Genomic DNA, 17,912 nt, shown 5'->3' on the forward strand with positions numbered 1-17,912 from the left:
AACCTAATGAAGTATTTAAAATCTATGGCAATTGGTTGCTTTTCAGCAACAGTACTAATGGCTGGTGGTGCACAGGCAGAAGCTATTAGCTCAGATACCGTTATGCAGACCCAAGCTGCTCAATATAACAAGCAGCAGTTGATAGATATGGTTAGCCGCGCAGATGTGCAAAGCAAGCTTGTAGGTTTGGGTGTGGATAGCGATGATGCCATTGCAAGAATAAATGCAATGACAGATAGTGAGATTTCGCAGCTTAACGCTGAAATTAACCAAGCGCCAGCAGGTGGCGTAGTGGGTGCCGTACTTACCGTTCTTGCTGTTATCGCAATTCTAGACTTAGCTGGCGTAACAGACGTTTATCCATTTATTCGTCCAATCAGCAACTAGTAAGATGGTTGTATCACTAAAGCAAACTGTTTTTGTATTCGGTTTGTTATTACTTGCGGGGTGTCAGTCTACCCCGCAGGCTGACCGTTTACGTCAACAGGGGTTAGCGTCGTTACCTGACTCTCACACAATTAACGCAGTCCCATTTTATCCACAACAGCAATACTATTGTGGCCCCACGACATTATCTGAAGTGTTTGGCTATTACGGTGTTAAAGCGACACCTGAGGAAATAGCGCCCAAGTTATTTATTCCTAACAAGGAAGGTAGCCTGCAGTTAGAAATGGTCAGTGCAACCAGACAATACGGGTTCTTGCCTTACACTGAGCGCGGTACGCTTTCTTCCATAATGGGGCTAGTTAAAGAGGACATCCCTGTTATCGTATTTCAAAACTTATCAATCGCATTGTTGCCTCAATGGCACTATGCCGTGGTTATCGGCTTTGACAGTGATAAAGGGGCTGTCACACTGCACACTGGTGAGACCGCCAATCATGAAATGTCGTTAGAGCTTTTTGAGCGCACATGGGGACGAGGTAATTACTGGTATTTGGCACCTATTCCGCCAGATAAAACATCAAATGAAATGAAGCCATACCACTATACCAGTGCGGCATATGACATGCTAAAAGTAGGCGATAAAGCGCGCGCGCTTGCATTTTTGGAAACCGCATCAACCCATTGGCCCTCGCAGTGGCTAAGTTATTTTTTAATAGCAAACTACCACATGGAGCAAGGCGACAACGCCAAGGCCATAGCATGGTTCGACAAAGGGTTTGAGGCTGGCAAAACGCAACTCGCTTACCTTCACAACTATGCGTTAGTACTGTTAGAACAGGGCGGTAAAAGTAGCAATGTAGGCAATGGTGAAACAAAAAATAAAAAGAACTGGATTTACAAAGGACAGTACGTTTTGCGCACCGCATTAGCGCAATATCCTGATGATGAAAAGCTTATTGCCTTGGCAAAGAAATACAATGTAACGGTGATCACTAAAGCTGAAAAAAGCTAGCAGCACACGGCTTAACATAGCTTAACATTACGGAACGAGATCATCTGGTGTGGCTTTTGCGTATAAACGTTAACAACAAGATCATGAGTGTTCAAATACGGTTTGTTATCTTACGTATGGAGCTTTTAAGTCGTGGAAATATCTAGCTTTTTACAAAATAAGCAGGCTATGGCTATTGTCAGCTTAGTCGCCGTTGTGGTTTTGCTTTTTGTGATAAAGCGCCTTATTTTGGTGCGGCTTAAAGAAAAAGCCCGCTCAGAAACAAGCAGCATGTCGAATATCTATCGCGTGCTGGTGTTGTCGCTAAATGCGCCGTTAAACCTACTTATCTTAGTGATTTTCTTATCACTGGTTAAAAGCGTTGTAGCGGTTTTCCAAGTGGAAGATAAAGCCGTTGTGCAGGCGTTGAGTATTTCGATAGAAGCAGGCCTTATCATTACGCTTTTTCTGCTTCTTGAACGCTTTGTTACCTATTCTCTTAGACGTTATCGCGACCAATCAACGTTAGTTAAAAATACCAGTGCAATCGCCAGTGGGGCAGTGCGTGCTGTCTTCGCCATTATGGCTGTACTTATTATTTTAAGCACGATGGGGATTTCTATTACGCCCGTTGTGGCATCGTTGGGTATCACCTCATTGGCTGTGGCTCTTGCACTTCAGCCCACGCTGGAAAACTTCTTTTCAGGTATACAGTTGGTCATGGACAAGCCTATTAGAATAGGCGATTTCATTGAACTTGATTCCGGGGAACAGGGCTTTGTCGAGAAAATTGGCTGGCGGTCTACATGGGTGAGAATGTTGCCTAATAACATTGTGATCATGCCAAACAGCAAGTTGTCTAATTCAAAGTTGATCAATTACTACTACCCAGAGCGCGAGTTGTCAGTGCCAGTTGAAGTAGGTGTGCACTACAGTTCTGACTTAGAGCAGGTGGAAAAAGTGTGTTTGGCCGTGGCCGAAGACATATTGGCCAAGCATGAATACGGCGTTAAAACCTTTCAGCCGTTTGTGTTGTTTCACACATTTGACAACTCCAGTATAAATTTAACGGTGATGCTCAGAACCCGCGAATACTTCAATCGTTTTTTTATCAAGAGTGCCTTTATCAAAGCCCTTAAAAAGCGCTTCGATGAAGAGGGTATTGTCATTCCATTCCCGATTACAGCTTTGAATATTGATCAGGAGCGTACTGACGCAATTATCTCTCAGTCCATTAAGAAACATTCGTAAGTTATTAATTTATAAGCTTCCTCCTATGTATGCATTGCATACGTATTCAGCCCACTTTTCGCTGTTTCGCGCTAGCAAGGCGTTAGTTGTTTAAATAGTATTCGCCGATGTAAACAATATTTTTACATCTGGAAATTAATATTTAACAACAGGGTGGGCAAATGGATATTAAGGCTTTAGTCGCTTTCGCAGCGCTTTTTTTAAGTGCGCAAGCAAACGCAAACTTCATAACAAATGGTGACTTTCAAACGTGCGACTTCAGCGCTTGGAGTTTAGATTCGGATGGGTTCGGAGCTCCTGCCGATACCAGTGATTTCGCAATTGTTGATAATGCTGGACAATGTTCAGCTCAATTGAGCACTAATAACCTAATTCCGGATGGCATCTCTAATTCGCTATTCACCCAACTTAATTTGTCAGGCGTAGCAAACGGTACAAAATTAGATTTAAGCTTTGATTGGTTGTACAGTGGCTTTGACTTACAAAGCGACGATTTTTCAGATGCGTTCTTTGTGTTGCTAAACAATGGCATTGACGTTGAAACGCTACTTTTCGGATATGAAGATGGCAGCGGTACCTTTAGCACACAAATCGATAACACCTACGACGGTTACTACCTCGAATTTATGTTAGCGCCTGGCTATAACATTGAATCATTTTCATCAACATTCACTTTCGACAATGTGTCGCTGACCGAAAGCGCAGAAGTGCCTGCGCCACAAACTTCGTTACTGCTGGCGTTAGGCTTAGGTGTGCTGGCGCTTCGCCGTAAGCACGTTGCCAAATAAGGAGAGGGGTTATGAAGAGAACATCCATTTTTTGTTTGCCATTTTTGGCAATGGTCAGCGCCCCTTCGCTTGCCGACTGGCAGCAAACCGAATCGGCAGAAACCCAATTCGCCAGTCGACCAGTATTTGACCGCATTAACCGACAGTACGTTTCGACTATTACCATTCAAAATACCGGTGACTCGGCATTAAATGGGCCTATCCGAATTATGTTTGATGCCTCAAGCCACACGCTAGCAAATGCCAGTGGCGAAGAGGAAGGCGTGCCTTATATAACACTTGATACAGAGTCGCTTGGAAGTGGAGAGAGCGCTAACGTTACTGCAAGGTTTGAGGTGAAGCGTGCGCGCTTTTCACTGTCGTTAAGTGTGCATGCTTTTGTGGAAGATGAAGGTGGTACAGGACTTACACTGGATGAAAATCAAATAGCAGTGTTTTACAACCGCGAGGATGGTCAATATGACGGTTGGGGCTTGCACCTTTGGAATGGGCAAGCGTGCGGTAACTACGCGGCGCCTACCACCCAAAGCACGCATTTCAGCAATTGGCCAGACCCGTACCCAGCAGACGGCGTTCACCCAGAGTACGGTGCTTACTATATCTTAACCGTTGAACCGGGAGCCGCATGTTACAACTTTATTGTGCACAAAGGTAACGACAAAGCTCTGGGTGATGCTGATAGTCGCTTTGAGCCAGAGTACGGTAATCAAGCATTCACGTTTAATGGCTTTCCTGAACTTTGGTACACGCCGCTTGACAGTCGTCCGCAATTTCTTGATGGCGCAAGAGCGCATTGGATGGATGATAATACCCTGTTGTGGCTTACCTCGCACAGCGATGCTGCCGATATTGCCCTTTACTATTCTAATGACGCCAGCCTAGATGCCGACAGTGCAGGAGTTTCACTGCTTAACGTTGGGGCCTTAAATTCTGCCACACGTATTCCAATGACATTGGCGCCAGCAGAGCAAAGTCACTACAGCGCGAACCCTCATCTAAACGGGTTTGCAGGCTTTTCGCTAGATGTTAGTGAGGCAGATGTTAAGCAGTTGCTTACAGGTCAGCTAATTGCGGTAGCAAAAGATGCTGAAGGTAATGTACTTGACTCAACACGAGTGCAAATTCCACGAGTATTAGACTACCTGTATACCCGTAACGCTAATGATGCTGACGAAGCTGAGTTAGGCGTAGTTTACAACGGCGATACTATAACCGCGTCGGTGTGGGCTCCAACGGCGCAGTCGGTTAATTTGAAGGTTTATAACAAGGCGAAAGTACTGCAAAGCACTCAACCCATGACGCTTGATGCTACAACAGGGATTTGGCACTACTCGGGTGAGAAATCGACCCTTGATAGACAGTTCTATCGCTACGAGCTAAGTGTTTATCATCCGCTAACCCAAAATATCGAAGTGGTAGAAACGACCGACCCATACTCTATTTCACTGTCGACTAATGGGCGTTATACGCAGTTTGTGAATCTTGACGATGCTGACTTAAAACCTGCAGGGTGGGATAACCATGTAGTGCCGTTGGCAGGTGATCCAGAAGACATCATTATTTACGAAAGTCATATCCGAGACTTCAGTATTCTTGATGAAAGCACCAGTGAAGAGAATCGCGGTAAATACATGGCGTTTACTGAGTCAAACTCAGCGCCAGTTCAACACCTTAAATCACTGCAAAACGCCGGTCTTACGCACTTTCATATGTTACCTGCTAACGATATTGCAACCATACGTGAAGACGATGCAAGTCGTGTGGATATAACCGACACCGTTGGCAAATTGTGTAGCGTAAATGCGCAGGCCCCTGTGTGTGGTATTGAAAATGACAGCGCAACGTTACTTGAGGTATTACAAAGCTATTCACCAAGTACGACAGACGCTCAAGCTCTTGTTGAATCGATGCGTGCATACGATGGATTTAACTGGGGTTATGATCCGCATCACTTTGCGGCTCCAGAAGGAAGTTATGCTACCGACCCAGATGGCGAAACCCGTATTGTAGAAATGCGCGCTATGAACCAAGCGTTACATGAAATGGGACTACGTGTGGTGCTTGATGTGGTTTATAACCATACGGCGTCTTCGGGATTGTATGACAATTCAGTGTTAGACAAAGTAGTACCCGGTTACTACCAGCGCCTTAGCGAAACAACAGGGCGGATTGAAAACTCAACCTGTTGTGAAAACACAGCGACCGAGCACGTAATGATGGCCAAGCTAATGAATGACTCGCTTGTTAGTTTTGCAGAGCATTTTGGTTTTGATTCATTCCGTTTTGACTTAATGGGGCATATTCCAAAACAGGCTATTCTAGACGCGCGCGAAGCAGTGCGCGCCGTAGATCCAGACACCTACTTTTATGGTGAGGGATGGAATTTCGGTGAAGTGGTTAACAATCGTCGCTTTGAACAAGCTGCACAGCTAAATATGGCAGGCTCTGAGATAGGAACCTTCTCTGACAGGCAGCGTGAAGCAGTGCGCAGTGCTGCACTGTTTAATCAAGGTGGCAGCTTGCACGACCAAGATACCATTAGAATTGGTTTAGTAGGCAATGTAGGCAGTTATCAGTTCGTTGCCGCCGATGGCTCATACTTGTCGGCTTATGACTATAACTGGAATGGACAACCTGCCGGTTACAGCATTGATCCTGCCGATACCGTTAACTACATTTCTAAGCACGACAACGAAGCGCTGTGGGATCAACTTCAATATGGCTTGCCTGCTGATATGTCGTTACAAGATCGTGTGCGCGTGCAAAATGTTGCCTTGTCTATTCCGTTATTAAGCCAAGGGATCCCGTTTTTGCACATGGGGTCTGACTTAATTCGTTCTAAATCAATGGATCGCAACACCTACGACGCCGGTGACTGGTTTAACCGTGTTGATTTCACCAAAACCATGAGCAACTGGAATATTGGGTTACCACTAGCGCAAGACAACCAAGCAAGATGGAGTGAAATTAGCCAAGTATCTGCTAACCCTAATTCGCAATTTGGCGCAGAAGATATTCAGCTAACTTCGTCATTATTCAAAGAGTTCTTAAATGTACGTGCTTCCAGCAAGCTATTTAGACTAACCAGTGCGCAGGATATTTCACAGCGCATCCGTTTTCACAATATCGGAGAAGGGCAAGTGCAAGGGCTTATTGTGATGAGTCTTGATGATGGTATTGGCCTGACTGATATTGACGAAAACAACGATGCCATAGTTGTGCTATTTAACGGCACCCAGAGCGCCCAAAGCTTTACCATTGGCGATGCGGTTGGCTTTGAGCTTCACGCTAACCAGCAGGCGTCTGCCGATGAGCGTGTGCAAGGTGCGACATTTAGTAATGGCACCTTTAACGTGCCTGCATTGACTACTGCCATTTTTGTGAAGCCACAAAATGGTGAGCAGGGATATGGGCTATCTGCCTTGCCACCGTATGGCGATAGGACCGTGTACTTGCGAGGTAGTATGAATGGGTGGGATACCTCGTTGCCGCTTGAGTATGTCGGCAATGATACATACCGCATTGAAGTTGGGTTACTGTCGGGTGGTTATGAATTCAAACTGGCAGACGAAAACTTTGATGTTGCTAACATAGGCGGTGGTATAACCGTGGGCGCGGGGCAGTCGGCAACGCTTACCAACGGCGGTAACAACCTTTCGCTTAATATTATTAGTGACGGGGATTATACCTTCGAGCTAGATGCTGCTAACGACGCCAATCCTGTGCTCACCATTACGACGCAAGACCCCAACGCAGTACCAGCCCCCTATGGTGATACAACCCTATACGTGCGCGGTATTATGGGAGATTGGGGGACATCTCGACCCATGACCTACGAAGGTGCCGGTATTTATGCAATAAGCTTCACGGTTACCGCGGGCACCCATGAGTTTAAAGTGGCCGAAGCCAACTGGTCGTCGCCCAACTTAGGCAGTAATGGCGGCGCGATTAATGTAGGTGAGTCGCTAACCTTGTCGCAAGGTGCAGGTAACATTCAGCTAAGGGTAAGCGAATCGCAAACACTGCGTTTTGCCATTGATTCAAGTGATACTGGCGCACCTGTAGTGCTAGTTGAAACCGTGCCCGAATAACGAAAGTTAAGTACTGAGTTCCCGACGTAAAAACGGGCTAGGCTTTTTGAGTCTAGCCCGTTTTTTTATTGGCATTTTAGTGACCAATTCACACGTCTATTGGTCGCTTACCAACAAATCGTATGCGTACTCAGCGAGCAAAGACGCGGCTGTATATTTTGAACGATCTTTAGAAGAGTCGGACTCTATGCCTTAATTAATGCATAACCATAACCATAACCATAACCATAACCATAACCATGCCAATTCCGGCGCTTGCGCCTGTAATCAAAACATATTTCATTACTTTCTCCTTTTATTTGTTTGCGGGAATATGATGGTCAAGATGAGCCTCTAAGCGGACGAAATCCTCTTCAATAGTCGGATTTTTCATTACGTCGTAGCAAACAAATGTTGGGAGAGCCTCCATGGCTAGAAATCGATAATTAACATGCATATGTAACATAAGATCTTCGACGCTTTTACCTTGCATCAAATATTCAGAGGGATTGTCGAATACTTCTTCTGGGGCATTGAATGTCATCGAGAGCATATACTTTCTGCCATTTAGGGTTCCCCCTGTGCCATAATTCTCTTTTGGCTTTTCCGACACTCTTCCGTCAGTATTACAAACAGTACCATCTAGGCCAGCAGTGTAGACATCGTCCATATACTTTTTCATTAGCCATGGCACGCTGAACCAATTTAGTGGGGCCTGAATAATAATCAGGTCTGCCCAGCGATGTTTTTCCAACTCCTTTTCAATATCGTAGTCTTCAGATGTGGCAGTGTGCTCAATTTCGAACCCCTTTGCAGATAGGTTTTTCTCAATTCTTTTAACTAGCTCGGCGTTCAGTTTACCTTCTGAAAATGGATAGGGATGATGTGCGTTAATGATTAATGCATTTTGCATAAAGACTCCTTCGTCGGCTTATGAATTACAAGACGGGAGGGAGCTTACTAAGAGTAAAAATGAAAATATAATTATCAATTGGTATTGCATTGATAACATAATGTTATTGGTCGGGAGGAATTAAAACCGACTCTGCTGTTGTAGGTAGTGCTTCGCTCTTTCGTTAAGATAATCAATAATATAGCGGTTTCGTGGATGAAGTGGCCAGGAGCCCTTATAAATGTAGGCAATTTCGTCAGATGAAATGCTATCGGAATTTACAATTTTAAGCTTTTTAAATTCCGGGCTGAGACGAACCATAAACTCATCCAGTACGGTATAGCCGACTCCTTTCGCAACATGGTGACATATTTTGGGTGCCGAGTTGGTGTAGGCTGAAACGTGCATCCTATCAGAACCAGTAAACTCTTCGGGAAAGATCAGAGGTAGAACTTTTTCTGCCATTTTTTTTCCATCTGGGTGGTCTACAAAGCCTAACTGTTGAAGTTGAGAGAAACTTGTACATTCTATGTTTTCAGGTAAGACCAACCATAACTTTTCGGATAAAAATGGCATTCGCTCTATAGAGCCGTTGTTTATCTCGTGAGTAACAAGCCCAATGTCACAAAGATTGTCAGCAACTAGCTGCTCAACAGTTTTCGTCGGGTTAAATTCAATGTGTATAGTAAGGCTTGGAAATTTAACCTGTAAGTCTAGTAACCAGGGGTAGATTAAGTTGCCAATGCCACCAGGCATGGATATTCGGCATAGACCTGAAAAAGGATCATCATCGCTTATTCTTTCTCGTAACTGCTGTTCGTTCTGGATAAGTTCGCGAGCATACTCCAAGACATCAAAACCCTTTGGTGTCATTTCAAAAGACTTACCGTCTCTAACAATTAGTTTTTGACCCAGAAATTGTTCTAACTTGGCGATGTGCTGACTGACGCCAGGCTGCGTCATGTGTAACATTTCCGCTGCCAGTCTGAAGTTTTTTGTATCAGCAAGAACACTGAAGGTTCTCAACCACGTTGAGTTAATCATTCCACTCATAACATTATCTAATTAGTTTTTTGCAAGCGATTCTATAGTTTTATCATAGTGGTCTGTGCTCACACTAATAAAGCTTTCTTTCGCAAGTATTACAGCGAAAAGTGGAGATGTGTTTCTGTGGTTGGTGAGGCAGTGTTTTCTGCACATGGTTAGCGTTGATGTCATGCGAATGCTAAGAACAGAAAACCTAAAAACAGCCCTTGCGTAATTAATCGAGTTAATTCCAACTTGATCTGAAATCTTAGATAACAGAACCAAATCTGACAGGCCATTGTGTACGTAAAACAGACATTGGGGTATTGTGTGAGCAAACACAGTAATAATCGAACAACAGTTAGTTGTGCTACTTAATTTGGGGCGTTAAACCTACCATTTTTTGATAGGAAATAACGATAGTGATTGTTTTCTATCTGCTGCATTTTCAGTAATTTAAACTAAAGGGAATTATCTTGAAAAAATCGCTGTTATTAATTTTATTGCTAAGCTTGCTGTTGAGTCGGTTTAGTTTCGCGCAAAAAATACTTTCCGACAAAGAGACTTTTGCTCACCGAGATTGTTTTTCAGGTCCCTTTGTTAATTATGATTCTTGGTTAGCCATGATCACCAAGGGTAGCCAGCGAAAAGCGAAAACACCTAAAGAGTTAGAACAGCGTTTAGCCAAATTCAAAGAAGTTTTCTCTAAAGAAAGTTTTGATCGGTATAAAGAATCAATTGAGTGCACGGTTTTCAAATACCCAGTAGGTAACCTTACAGTATCTGGATACGTTATAAAACCTAAAGGTCAAACAGACTTGCCAGTTTTAATATACAACAGAGGTGGCAATGGTCGTTATGGAGCGGTGGTGTTTGGAGCAATGATGGCAAACCTGTTTCCTATGGCCGAACAAGGCTTTGTAATTATAGGTAGCCAATACCGGGGAGCGTTTGATAAAGAAGTGGTTAAAGGGAAATATGACGAATTTGGCGGTTCTGATGTGTTGGACGTAGTCAAACTGGCAAAATACATTCCTTATATTGAAGGTGCAGACTCATCTAAGGTTGGTATGTATGGCTCAAGTAGAGGTGGTATGCAAACCTTTTTAGCTATGCAAAGAATGCCTGAAGTAAAAGCTGTTGCTTCCATAGCGGGCGCATCGGATCTGTTACGAGAATTAGAGTTCAGGCAATCAATGGAAAATGTCTACAAAGTTAGAATACCAAATTACGACGTTAATAAAGAAGCAGAGTTAGGTAAGCGTTCGGTAGTTAAATGGGTAGATAAATTAGATAAAGGTGTGCCAATACTGATACAACATGGTGATAAGGACGACCGTGTTTCTGTAGAAAATGCCAAATGGCTTGCTAATGCTTTAGAAAAATCAGAGCATCCTCATAGACTTAGTATTTATAAGAATGAAGGACATGGTTGGAGCCCTAAAACCAAACCTGCCGCCATGAGAGGGTTAGCCGACTGGTTTCATCAACATCTATAAATTTAATTGCCATGATTTTTGTTGTTAAGAAGCAACCATGAAAATATTGTTTAGGTTAACTATTGTATTTGAATGGCTGATATTGGCATAAAGTTGCGCTCTGATTAAAAATTTGAGCAACAGCTTATTGTCTTCAGCGGACCTTCATTTAAAGGAGATCAAGTAACCGCTTCTTGTGCATAGCTGCTTCTCAGACTTGGGCAATACTGTCCACATATTACAAAGCCTGACTTTTACATTATTCACCAATTATCACGATAAATCCTATACTAATAGGATGTCTGAATTCACTGTCAATTCAATATGATGCTGGATTTTTGGCGGATAATTTATTGCCTAATCGGAAAAGTCAGATGTTGGATTTGGATTGCTAACCTAACCTGTTGATTTTCAAATACCCAGAATTCAGTCCCACACTGGAACCCACAAGTTTGTGGGATCTAGTTTAATCCTTTAAAAATCCAGAGGCTATGAACTGATTTAGAAAAGAGAGCACTGATGGCTGGGGCCGCAATTTGGGTCAAACGTTCCCATAGAAAACGCCACCAAGAGCCTGAACTTATTCACCACCCCGACAAATCCAGCTACCCACCTGAAAACAGCATTCCAGAATTTGAATCTGAACAAAAAGAAATGTCACCCGAAGAGGAAAGGAAGATCATACTTGACCGATTGAGGAGAACCGAAGAGTTGCGCCAAAAGTTCGAGCGGCGAAAAAAGGCTGATGACTAACTGAATGGATGAAACTTAGTTTACAGGCTGTCGCATTCGGTCTTTACGCATTAGTTTCACACAACTCCAGTTATCTTAGGTATTTAGAGAAGTGCAATATCACAGAATTGAAAGTCAGGACTCTTTAGTGCACACTCGATTTACGACCATATAAAGTAGCTTGGGAACATTGGTGAAACGGATTTTCGATATAATAATGTCATTTGTAGCCATAATCATTTTCATCATTCCGGCATTGATAATTTCATGCCTCATCATCTACTTTTTTAAACACCCAGTCCTGTTCACCCAATCTCGAATTGGCGAAAACAAGAAGCCCTTCAAAATACTCAAATTTCAAACGCTGGTTGAAAACAAGCCTACCAAACTCGGTCAAATACTCAGAAAGTCAGGCTTAGACGAGTTGCCCCAGTTTGTAAATGTGCTCAAAGGTGACATGAGTGTCATTGGGCCAAGAGCATTAACTATTGAAGACATAGCGCGTTTAAAGTGGGATAGAGAATTTTATGATTTCAGATGGAACGTGAAGCCAGGTATATCGGGACTTGCACAGATTTATGGAGGGCAACACAAAAAAACATCCATTTTCTGGGACAAGCAATATATTAAAAGCTATGGACTATCGCTGGATTTAAAAATAATACTTGTGTCTTTCACCATGAATATTTTTGGTAAAACAAAAGTAAGAAGAATGATTTTTGCAAATGGAGCGCTTAAGTGAAAGTTAAACTAATACTTCCGGCGCTCGCTGAAGCGGAATCACCTTTTTGGCGTCCCATAAAATATTCTCTTTTTCCACCCTTAGGCTTGGCGACCTTAGCTGCATATTTGTCACCGGATGATGAAATAGATCTGGTTGACCAACATGTAGAAGATCTCTACATAGACGACGATCCAGATTTGGTCATCATTCAGGTCTACATCACCAACGCTTACAGAGCATATAAGCTAGCGGAACACTACAGGGCTAAAGGGAGTTTTGTAGCGCTAGGCGGACTGCACGTAACGTCCCTACCACATGAAGCAATGCCATTCGCGGATTCAATTTTTTTGGGGCCTGGAGAAGAAACCTTCCCGGAATTTCTGAAAGACTTTAAAGCAAAAAAAACTAAAAAAGTCTACGAGTCTCATGTGAGGAGCCTAGTCGGAATCCCTCCAATTCGGCGAGATTTGATAAAACGCAGTCACTATTTAGTGCCGAATTCAATTGTGGTCACGAGAGGCTGCCCACATCTTTGCGATTTTTGTTACAAAGATGCTTTTTTCACCGGAGGCAAGTCATTTTACACCCAGCAGATAGACGATGCGTTGGCCGAGATAGATCGATTACCAGGCAAGCATTTATATTTTTTGGACGATCATTTGCTGGGCAGCCCAAAGTTTGCTTCTGAGTTGTTTGAAGGCATGAAGGGTATGGGCAGAGTGTTTCAGGGAGCCGCTACTGTAGATTCCATAATTAATGGAAACTTGATTGAAAAGGCCGCAGAAGCAGGCTTAAGAAGCCTGTTTGTAGGATTTGAGACATTCTCAAATGATAACTTACGCCTGAGTAACAAGCGCCAGAACTTAAAGCGTAGCTACGAACAAGCTGTTAATCGCTTACATTCACTAGGCATAATGATTAACGGAAGCTTTGTTTTTGGATTGGATTATGATGACAAGGATGTTTTTAGAAGAACCGTAGACTGGGGAGTTGAGAATTCTCTTACAACCTCTACCTATCACATCTTGACCCCTTACCCTGGAACCGGCCTATACAAAAGGATGCAAGAGGAAGGTCGAATAAAAACCGATAATTGGGACCTCTATGACACCAGACATGTGGTCTATGAAACCAAAAACTTATCGGAAGAAGAGTTAAAGGCGGGATATGACTGGGCCTACAAGGAGTTCTATAGCTGGTCAAATATTTTCAAATCCAGCTTTAATCACGATTCACTCAAGCACAGTTTTAAACATTTATTTTATATGGGCGGATGGAAAAAGTTCGAACCCCTGTGGAATTTCATGATTAAAAGCAGAAAGCTAAACTATATGTTACCACTGTTGGAATCGATACTGAGTGAAGTTAAAAGACCACAAAAAATATCAGGTGCAGAAATCGAAATCAAACGCATTGGATAGTCACGCACAATATTAAAAACCACTAACACTGCGTGGAGCAACCCCAGACACTATTGAGGCGCTTGTGGGTCGCTATAATGTGTAGTCAGGATAACTGGGGCTTTGTGCAAAAAGGGAAAAGGTGTCTGAGATGGAGCAGCTAAAGGCTGAGTTTCAGTATACCGTTCGATTATTTGGCCCATATAACAATGCCGGCGACTGGCCTGAGGTATTCGTCAAAAAATTCAAAAACCCTACTTTGAGCTGAATTAGGCTCAAGACCGAATGACTGCCAATTGTCTATTGATGCCTGTCAACGCTTGTAATTATAAGACTATGTGCATGTCGCGAAACTTTCGACAATACTTACTTGAAAGGAAAAATGGTGGCCCCACCCTGACTTGAACAGGGGACCTGCCGATTATGAGGCTCAAACCGAGCCTTTACCGATAGTTACTTTATTTACCTGCTAATTACTTATTGTTTCATATAAATCAGTAGGTTATTGCGGTTTTGTTATCTCTGTTGCTTAATTTTTTAAGCAATTCAGCGCATTAGATTTTGCGCTCAAAGTAGCACAGAGGTAGCACAGCATGTCAGCAACAAAATTCAGATTTACAGAGCAGGCCATTGAAAAACTGTCAGGCTCAGATAAACGGGTTCGATATTACGATGCTCAGATGCCAGGTCTCATCATTGACGTTCTTCCCTCAAATAAAAAAACCTTTCGGGTATACAAGAAGCTTCCTGGCACACAGAAGCCACTGTCGGTAACTATCGGCGCTTTTCCATCCATTTCTCTAGAACAGGCTCGTAAACAGGCTAGGAAGGCTATGGCGGATATTGCTGATGGAATGAACCCCAACGATAGCAAACGTCACTTAAGGGCCGCCTCAGTCACATTGGAGACAGTTTACGAGAGCTATAAACTCTCTAGAAAGCTTAAAGAAACTACGTTACGTGGCTACGAGCAAGTGATGGACTGTTATTTTGACGATTGGGCAAAGAAGCGTATGGCTGACCTTACAGAAAACCGCATCTATCGTCGGCATTGTGAACTGACTAAGTGCAGCCCTGCACAGGCGGATCTTGCCATGCGCACATTGAGGGCGCTCTTTAATTTCGCCAGAGCTGAGTATAAATCCTCAGACGGCAGAACTTTATTCCCTCATAACCCTGTTACTGTTCTGTCTGAAAAACGTTGCTGGAACAACGTAGCCCGCAAACAGACAAGGCTTCGACCTTCACAGTTAAAGCCATTCCTTAAGGTAGTTAATGAGATGCGTGAGGAAGCCATTTCCTATCGTCAAGATTTTACTGCAACAGTATGTGACTTCGTCGAGTTTATGGCGTTTACCGGACTGCGCAAAACAGAGTTGCTTGAGCTGGAATGGAAAAACGTATTTTTGGACGATCAATTATTTTGCTTAGATGATACAAAAAATGGTCATGGGCTGGAGCTGCCAATCACCAAGCCACTAAAGGAAATCTTTATGAGAAGGGCAGAGTACCGCGTTTCGGGTTTTGTTTTTGGTGCAGACAATCAACATGGCAGAGTGGTGGAGCCTAAGAAGATAATCCAACAGATGAACGAACGGGCTGATGTCTCATTCACATTGCATGACCTTCGCCGTACTTTCTGTTCAGTTGCCGAAACTATTGGAGTTGGTACTTACACTTTGAAACGGCTACTGAACCACAAGACCAGTCGTAGCGATGTTACTGCTGGCTATACCGTGCTAACGGCAGAAGAGTTGAGGGAACCAGCAAATAGAATCTGCCTGCGATTGTTTGAATATGCTGGAGGTAAAAGCGGTGGTGGTGAAAATTCCCTCGAACAACTTTCAAAGCAGCTAGCAAATTTGAGCAAAGAGCAGCGGCTAGAGCTCATGTCAGCTTTGATCGTATAGAATAGTCGATGATAGCCGAATATTTTGGTATCTCTTAAAAAGTACTAGCTTTTACTAAATGAGATGTCTTCGGATTCTGAGCAACGCTTAGTCCGTCAGCAACTGATTGATAGTTGTAAAAGCGCATTACAAACACCTTTACCGTTCCAAAACTCTACCAGTCTTATCAACTATTTAAAGGAGGGGGAATCTCAGAGTGGAACTTTGCTTTACATTTTTCAATGTAAACAGTGTCAATCTAGCCACCAACGTACCTAATATTAGCTTTTAGAGTGATTTTTCTCTCGAATTTTAGATTTTATGCTCTTTTGGAAACAGAGTTAGTAATACACTATTTCTGTCAGAAGCGAATCATCCTGATTCGCATGAATATAGTGAATATTATGAATAAAAATAACAGTGCGTTTGGCTTGTTCTTGCTAGTTATAGTCTTTGTTTTAGGGTTTGTTGGCTATCAAACGGGTATCCCATTGGATGCACTTATTGCTTCAATCAAGACCTTTGTAGTATGCCTGGCAATCGCTTTAGCAGCGTTCTACATCCAATGGCTTCCTCTAACGGTAGCTTCTGTTGCTGCCGGATTTTTCTGGTTTATAGAAGGTAAAGGACTAATGCTCGCTAAAGCAAATGCAGTGGGCCGAGGTCAAATCTTTATTACTTCAGACGCAAATGGATTCAACCTGCCCTGGTATACAACGGATCTATTTATCTATTTCGTAGTGATTGCACTATTTGGTAGTGCTTATCTTTTCTACAGAATGGAGCAAACATCCTACTGAAAATTGAAAGCCTCTTATCGAAGAGGCTTTTTTATAACCAATGCTTTCGTCTGTAATGCCCTTATCTCATCAAAATACCGGATAAATATCTTATAGCAATTATATGGAGGGCCACCAGTACTCTGTGTCACCAACTGGCTTGACTAAACGCTCTGTCTCTTCCACGGGAAGAGCATGAAGATTATTATGCCACTGGCCAGAGTAACCCATAACTGCTGAATAAACTGAAGCTACAGCATCCCACTCATGGTCGTTAGATGTATGGACTTGAATTCCTAATAATTTAGTTAATAAGTGATTCATTTTCTGGGCGCTATACCTATAGTCATATTTACAACCTGACAATTCAAAATATAGGACTTTAGGGTGTGTTTCGGTGATTCTAATACTTGGGTCTTGTTTTCTCAGTTCCGCCATGACAGATATACCATTAAGTCCCATAGAGCCGAATAAACTATTTGCTGATGCAATGCTGTGTGTTATTTCTTTGTAATTTTTCTTTAGCCAACGATCTGCAGGTCTCCAACCACTTAAGCCAGTAGACAAGGCAGTTAGTGTATCAATGGCTAAAACATCTAACCGAGGTGCCGCTGAAGCAAGCTTAATCACATCCTCAGCGGTAGCTAAAGTCTGTACTTCTAAATCTTTAACTTTATTACAAATAAGAGTAGCTATAGCCACACCATGAACACCATTTCCGCCGGGGTCGTAGCCTAAAATTTTTCCTGAAAAGTTCATCGTTTCCTTTAATAAAAAAGTGGCAGTTATTAATCAAAAGGGTCCTAAATATCTTGCGCGCTGGTGATAATTTTATCAATGACCATTCCGCGCGCTTTGCTAGTTCAATATTTCTAACCGGCTTTAATATGTGATGTGGTCGTTTCAGAACAAATGTAAAGCAGGCACAACAATTTAGCTCATAAATGCACAAAAAATGATTTATTTGTAGATACGGATGCTACTATCAAACCAATATACTAATACGGCTCAAGATAGATGAGCTTCTAACTCTTGCCAGAGCAGAAGAGCGAAACCCTGAGGAACGCCCTGCTTTAAACTCAAAATGGGCTGGACGGGAAGGTCAGTTGTACACGGTTCAGGGTAAAGGTGGGTTGATACGCCACGTACTAATTCCTAACGACCTGGTCGTGCAGCTCGAACAGCGCAGATTTAATTATCCAGTAACCGTCAAAGACCGGAAAATTAATTACCTACAGCGTTATGATATTGGGGCAGGGAAGAGATGGTCTGACTCTTTCAGTAAAGCATCTAAACGCGCTCTGTTTTTCTCTACAGGTGCCCATGGCTTGCGACATAGCTATGCGCGAGAACGGATGAGGGAGCTATTAGCCCTAGGGTATAGGCGTGTTCAAGCTCTGGAAACGGTTTCACAAGAAATGGGGCATTTTAGGCCCGAGATAACTGAAGTTTATCTAGTCTAACTAGAATTTACTGAATGCTGCTTGTCCTAGCATTTACTCAAG

At 42.9% G+C, this 17,912-nt stretch carries 15 protein-coding genes; 12 read left to right on the top strand and 3 right to left on the bottom strand.

Annotated features, from left to right (window positions below):
- The first annotated feature begins 6 nt into the window (after window positions 1-6).
- The 5 genes from OZ660_RS04250 (at window position 7) to pulA (ending at window position 7,508) form a co-directional block, all read left to right on the top strand.
- A complete protein-coding gene (locus OZ660_RS04250; protein ID WP_274742671.1) occupies window positions 7-387 on the top strand; it encodes a PA2779 family protein in 381 nt (126 codons plus the stop codon).
- A gap of 4 nt (window positions 388-391) precedes the next feature.
- Entirely contained in the window at window positions 392-1,399 is a 1,008-nt protein-coding gene (locus OZ660_RS04255) for a PA2778 family cysteine peptidase (protein ID WP_274742672.1), read from the top strand.
- Between the two features lie 168 nt (window positions 1,400-1,567).
- Entirely contained in the window at window positions 1,568-2,629 is a 1,062-nt protein-coding gene (locus OZ660_RS04260) for a mechanosensitive ion channel family protein (RefSeq protein WP_446698964.1), read from the top strand.
- 161 nt (window positions 2,630-2,790) lie between these two features.
- Window positions 2,791-3,417, top strand: a complete 627-nt coding sequence (locus OZ660_RS04265; RefSeq protein ID WP_274742674.1) for a PEP-CTERM sorting domain-containing protein — start codon at window positions 2,791-2,793, stop codon at window positions 3,415-3,417.
- A gap of 11 nt (window positions 3,418-3,428) precedes the next feature.
- Window positions 3,429-7,508 (top strand): pullulanase-type alpha-1,6-glucosidase, encoded by a 4,080-nt coding sequence (gene pulA / locus OZ660_RS04270; RefSeq protein WP_274742675.1) that lies wholly within the window; start codon window positions 3,429-3,431, stop codon window positions 7,506-7,508.
- Window positions 7,509-7,803: 295 nt separating this feature from the next.
- Here pulA and OZ660_RS04275 read toward each other — a convergent pair whose 3' ends face one another.
- The gene (locus OZ660_RS04275; protein WP_274742676.1) at window positions 7,804-8,400 is read right to left on the bottom strand and encodes an NAD(P)H-dependent oxidoreductase; all 597 of its coding nucleotides are present in this window, start codon (window positions 8,398-8,400) and stop codon (window positions 7,804-7,806) included.
- 120 nt (window positions 8,401-8,520) lie between these two features.
- Window positions 8,521-9,432, bottom strand: a complete 912-nt coding sequence (locus tag OZ660_RS04280; protein WP_274742677.1) for a LysR family transcriptional regulator — start codon at window positions 9,430-9,432, stop codon at window positions 8,521-8,523.
- Window positions 9,433-9,881: 449 nt separating this feature from the next.
- Between OZ660_RS04280 and OZ660_RS04285 the strand changes: the two genes are divergently transcribed.
- From OZ660_RS04285 to OZ660_RS04310, 6 genes are all read left to right on the top strand, one after another.
- Window positions 9,882-10,904 carry an alpha/beta hydrolase family protein gene (locus OZ660_RS04285; RefSeq protein ID WP_274742678.1) on the top strand — a complete coding sequence of 341 codons (1,023 nt, stop codon included), beginning with the start codon at window positions 9,882-9,884 and terminating at the stop codon, window positions 10,902-10,904.
- Window positions 10,905-11,402: 498 nt separating this feature from the next.
- Window positions 11,403-11,636 (top strand): hypothetical protein, encoded by a 234-nt coding sequence (locus OZ660_RS04290; protein WP_274742679.1) that lies wholly within the window; start codon window positions 11,403-11,405, stop codon window positions 11,634-11,636.
- A gap of 172 nt (window positions 11,637-11,808) precedes the next feature.
- A complete protein-coding gene (locus OZ660_RS04295) occupies window positions 11,809-12,357 on the top strand; it encodes a sugar transferase (protein ID WP_274742680.1) in 549 nt (182 codons plus the stop codon).
- Window positions 12,354-13,760: a B12-binding domain-containing radical SAM protein gene (locus OZ660_RS04300; RefSeq protein ID WP_274742681.1), complete on the top strand. Its 1,407-nt coding sequence runs from the start codon at window positions 12,354-12,356 to the stop codon at window positions 13,758-13,760. Before OZ660_RS04295 ends, OZ660_RS04300 begins: the two co-directional genes overlap by 4 nt.
- A gap of 572 nt (window positions 13,761-14,332) precedes the next feature.
- On the top strand, window positions 14,333-15,649 hold the full coding sequence (locus tag OZ660_RS04305; protein ID WP_274742682.1) for an integrase family protein: 1,317 nt from the start codon (window positions 14,333-14,335) through the stop codon (window positions 15,647-15,649).
- A 365-nt stretch (window positions 15,650-16,014) separates the two neighbouring features.
- Window positions 16,015-16,428: a hypothetical protein gene (locus OZ660_RS04310; RefSeq protein ID WP_274742683.1), complete on the top strand. Its 414-nt coding sequence runs from the start codon at window positions 16,015-16,017 to the stop codon at window positions 16,426-16,428.
- Window positions 16,429-16,527: 99 nt separating this feature from the next.
- On the opposite strand, the gene OZ660_RS04315 is transcribed toward OZ660_RS04310, so the two are convergent.
- Window positions 16,528-17,166 (bottom strand): DUF429 domain-containing protein, encoded by a 639-nt coding sequence (locus OZ660_RS04315; protein WP_274742684.1) that lies wholly within the window; start codon window positions 17,164-17,166, stop codon window positions 16,528-16,530.
- A gap of 347 nt (window positions 17,167-17,513) precedes the next feature.
- On the opposite strand from OZ660_RS04315, the gene OZ660_RS04320 reads away from it, so the two are divergent.
- Window positions 17,514-17,870: a hypothetical protein gene (locus OZ660_RS04320; protein WP_274742685.1), complete on the top strand. Its 357-nt coding sequence runs from the start codon at window positions 17,514-17,516 to the stop codon at window positions 17,868-17,870.
- Window positions 17,871-17,912: the final 42 nt, after the last annotated feature.

It is taken from the genome of Alteromonas sp. 009811495, assembly GCF_028865455.1.
Taxonomy (GTDB): Bacteria; Pseudomonadota; Gammaproteobacteria; order Enterobacterales; family Alteromonadaceae; genus Alteromonas.

Bases quoted from the DNA above. Each gene is read 5' to 3' on its own strand.
- OZ660_RS04275 (WP_274742676.1), bottom strand. From the start codon at position 8,400: ATGCAAAATGCATTAATCATTAACGCACATCATCCCTATCCATTTTCA.
- OZ660_RS04250 (WP_274742671.1), top strand. From the start codon at position 7: ATGAAGTATTTAAAATCTATGGCAATTGGTTGCTTTTCAGCAACAGTA.
- pulA (WP_274742675.1), top strand. From the start codon at position 3,429: ATGAAGAGAACATCCATTTTTTGTTTGCCATTTTTGGCAATGGTCAGC.
- OZ660_RS04265 (WP_274742674.1), top strand. From the start codon at position 2,791: ATGGATATTAAGGCTTTAGTCGCTTTCGCAGCGCTTTTTTTAAGTGCG.
- OZ660_RS04305 (WP_274742682.1), top strand. From the start codon at position 14,333: ATGTCAGCAACAAAATTCAGATTTACAGAGCAGGCCATTGAAAAACTG.
- OZ660_RS04290 (WP_274742679.1), top strand. From the start codon at position 11,403: ATGGCTGGGGCCGCAATTTGGGTCAAACGTTCCCATAGAAAACGCCAC.
- OZ660_RS04315 (WP_274742684.1), bottom strand. From the start codon at position 17,166: ATGAACTTTTCAGGAAAAATTTTAGGCTACGACCCCGGCGGAAATGGT.
- OZ660_RS04255 (WP_274742672.1), top strand. From the start codon at position 392: ATGGTTGTATCACTAAAGCAAACTGTTTTTGTATTCGGTTTGTTATTA.
- OZ660_RS04260 (WP_446698964.1), top strand. From the start codon at position 1,568: ATGGCTATTGTCAGCTTAGTCGCCGTTGTGGTTTTGCTTTTTGTGATA.
- OZ660_RS04280 (WP_274742677.1), bottom strand. From the start codon at position 9,432: ATGAGTGGAATGATTAACTCAACGTGGTTGAGAACCTTCAGTGTTCTT.
- OZ660_RS04310 (WP_274742683.1), top strand. From the start codon at position 16,015: ATGAATATAGTGAATATTATGAATAAAAATAACAGTGCGTTTGGCTTG.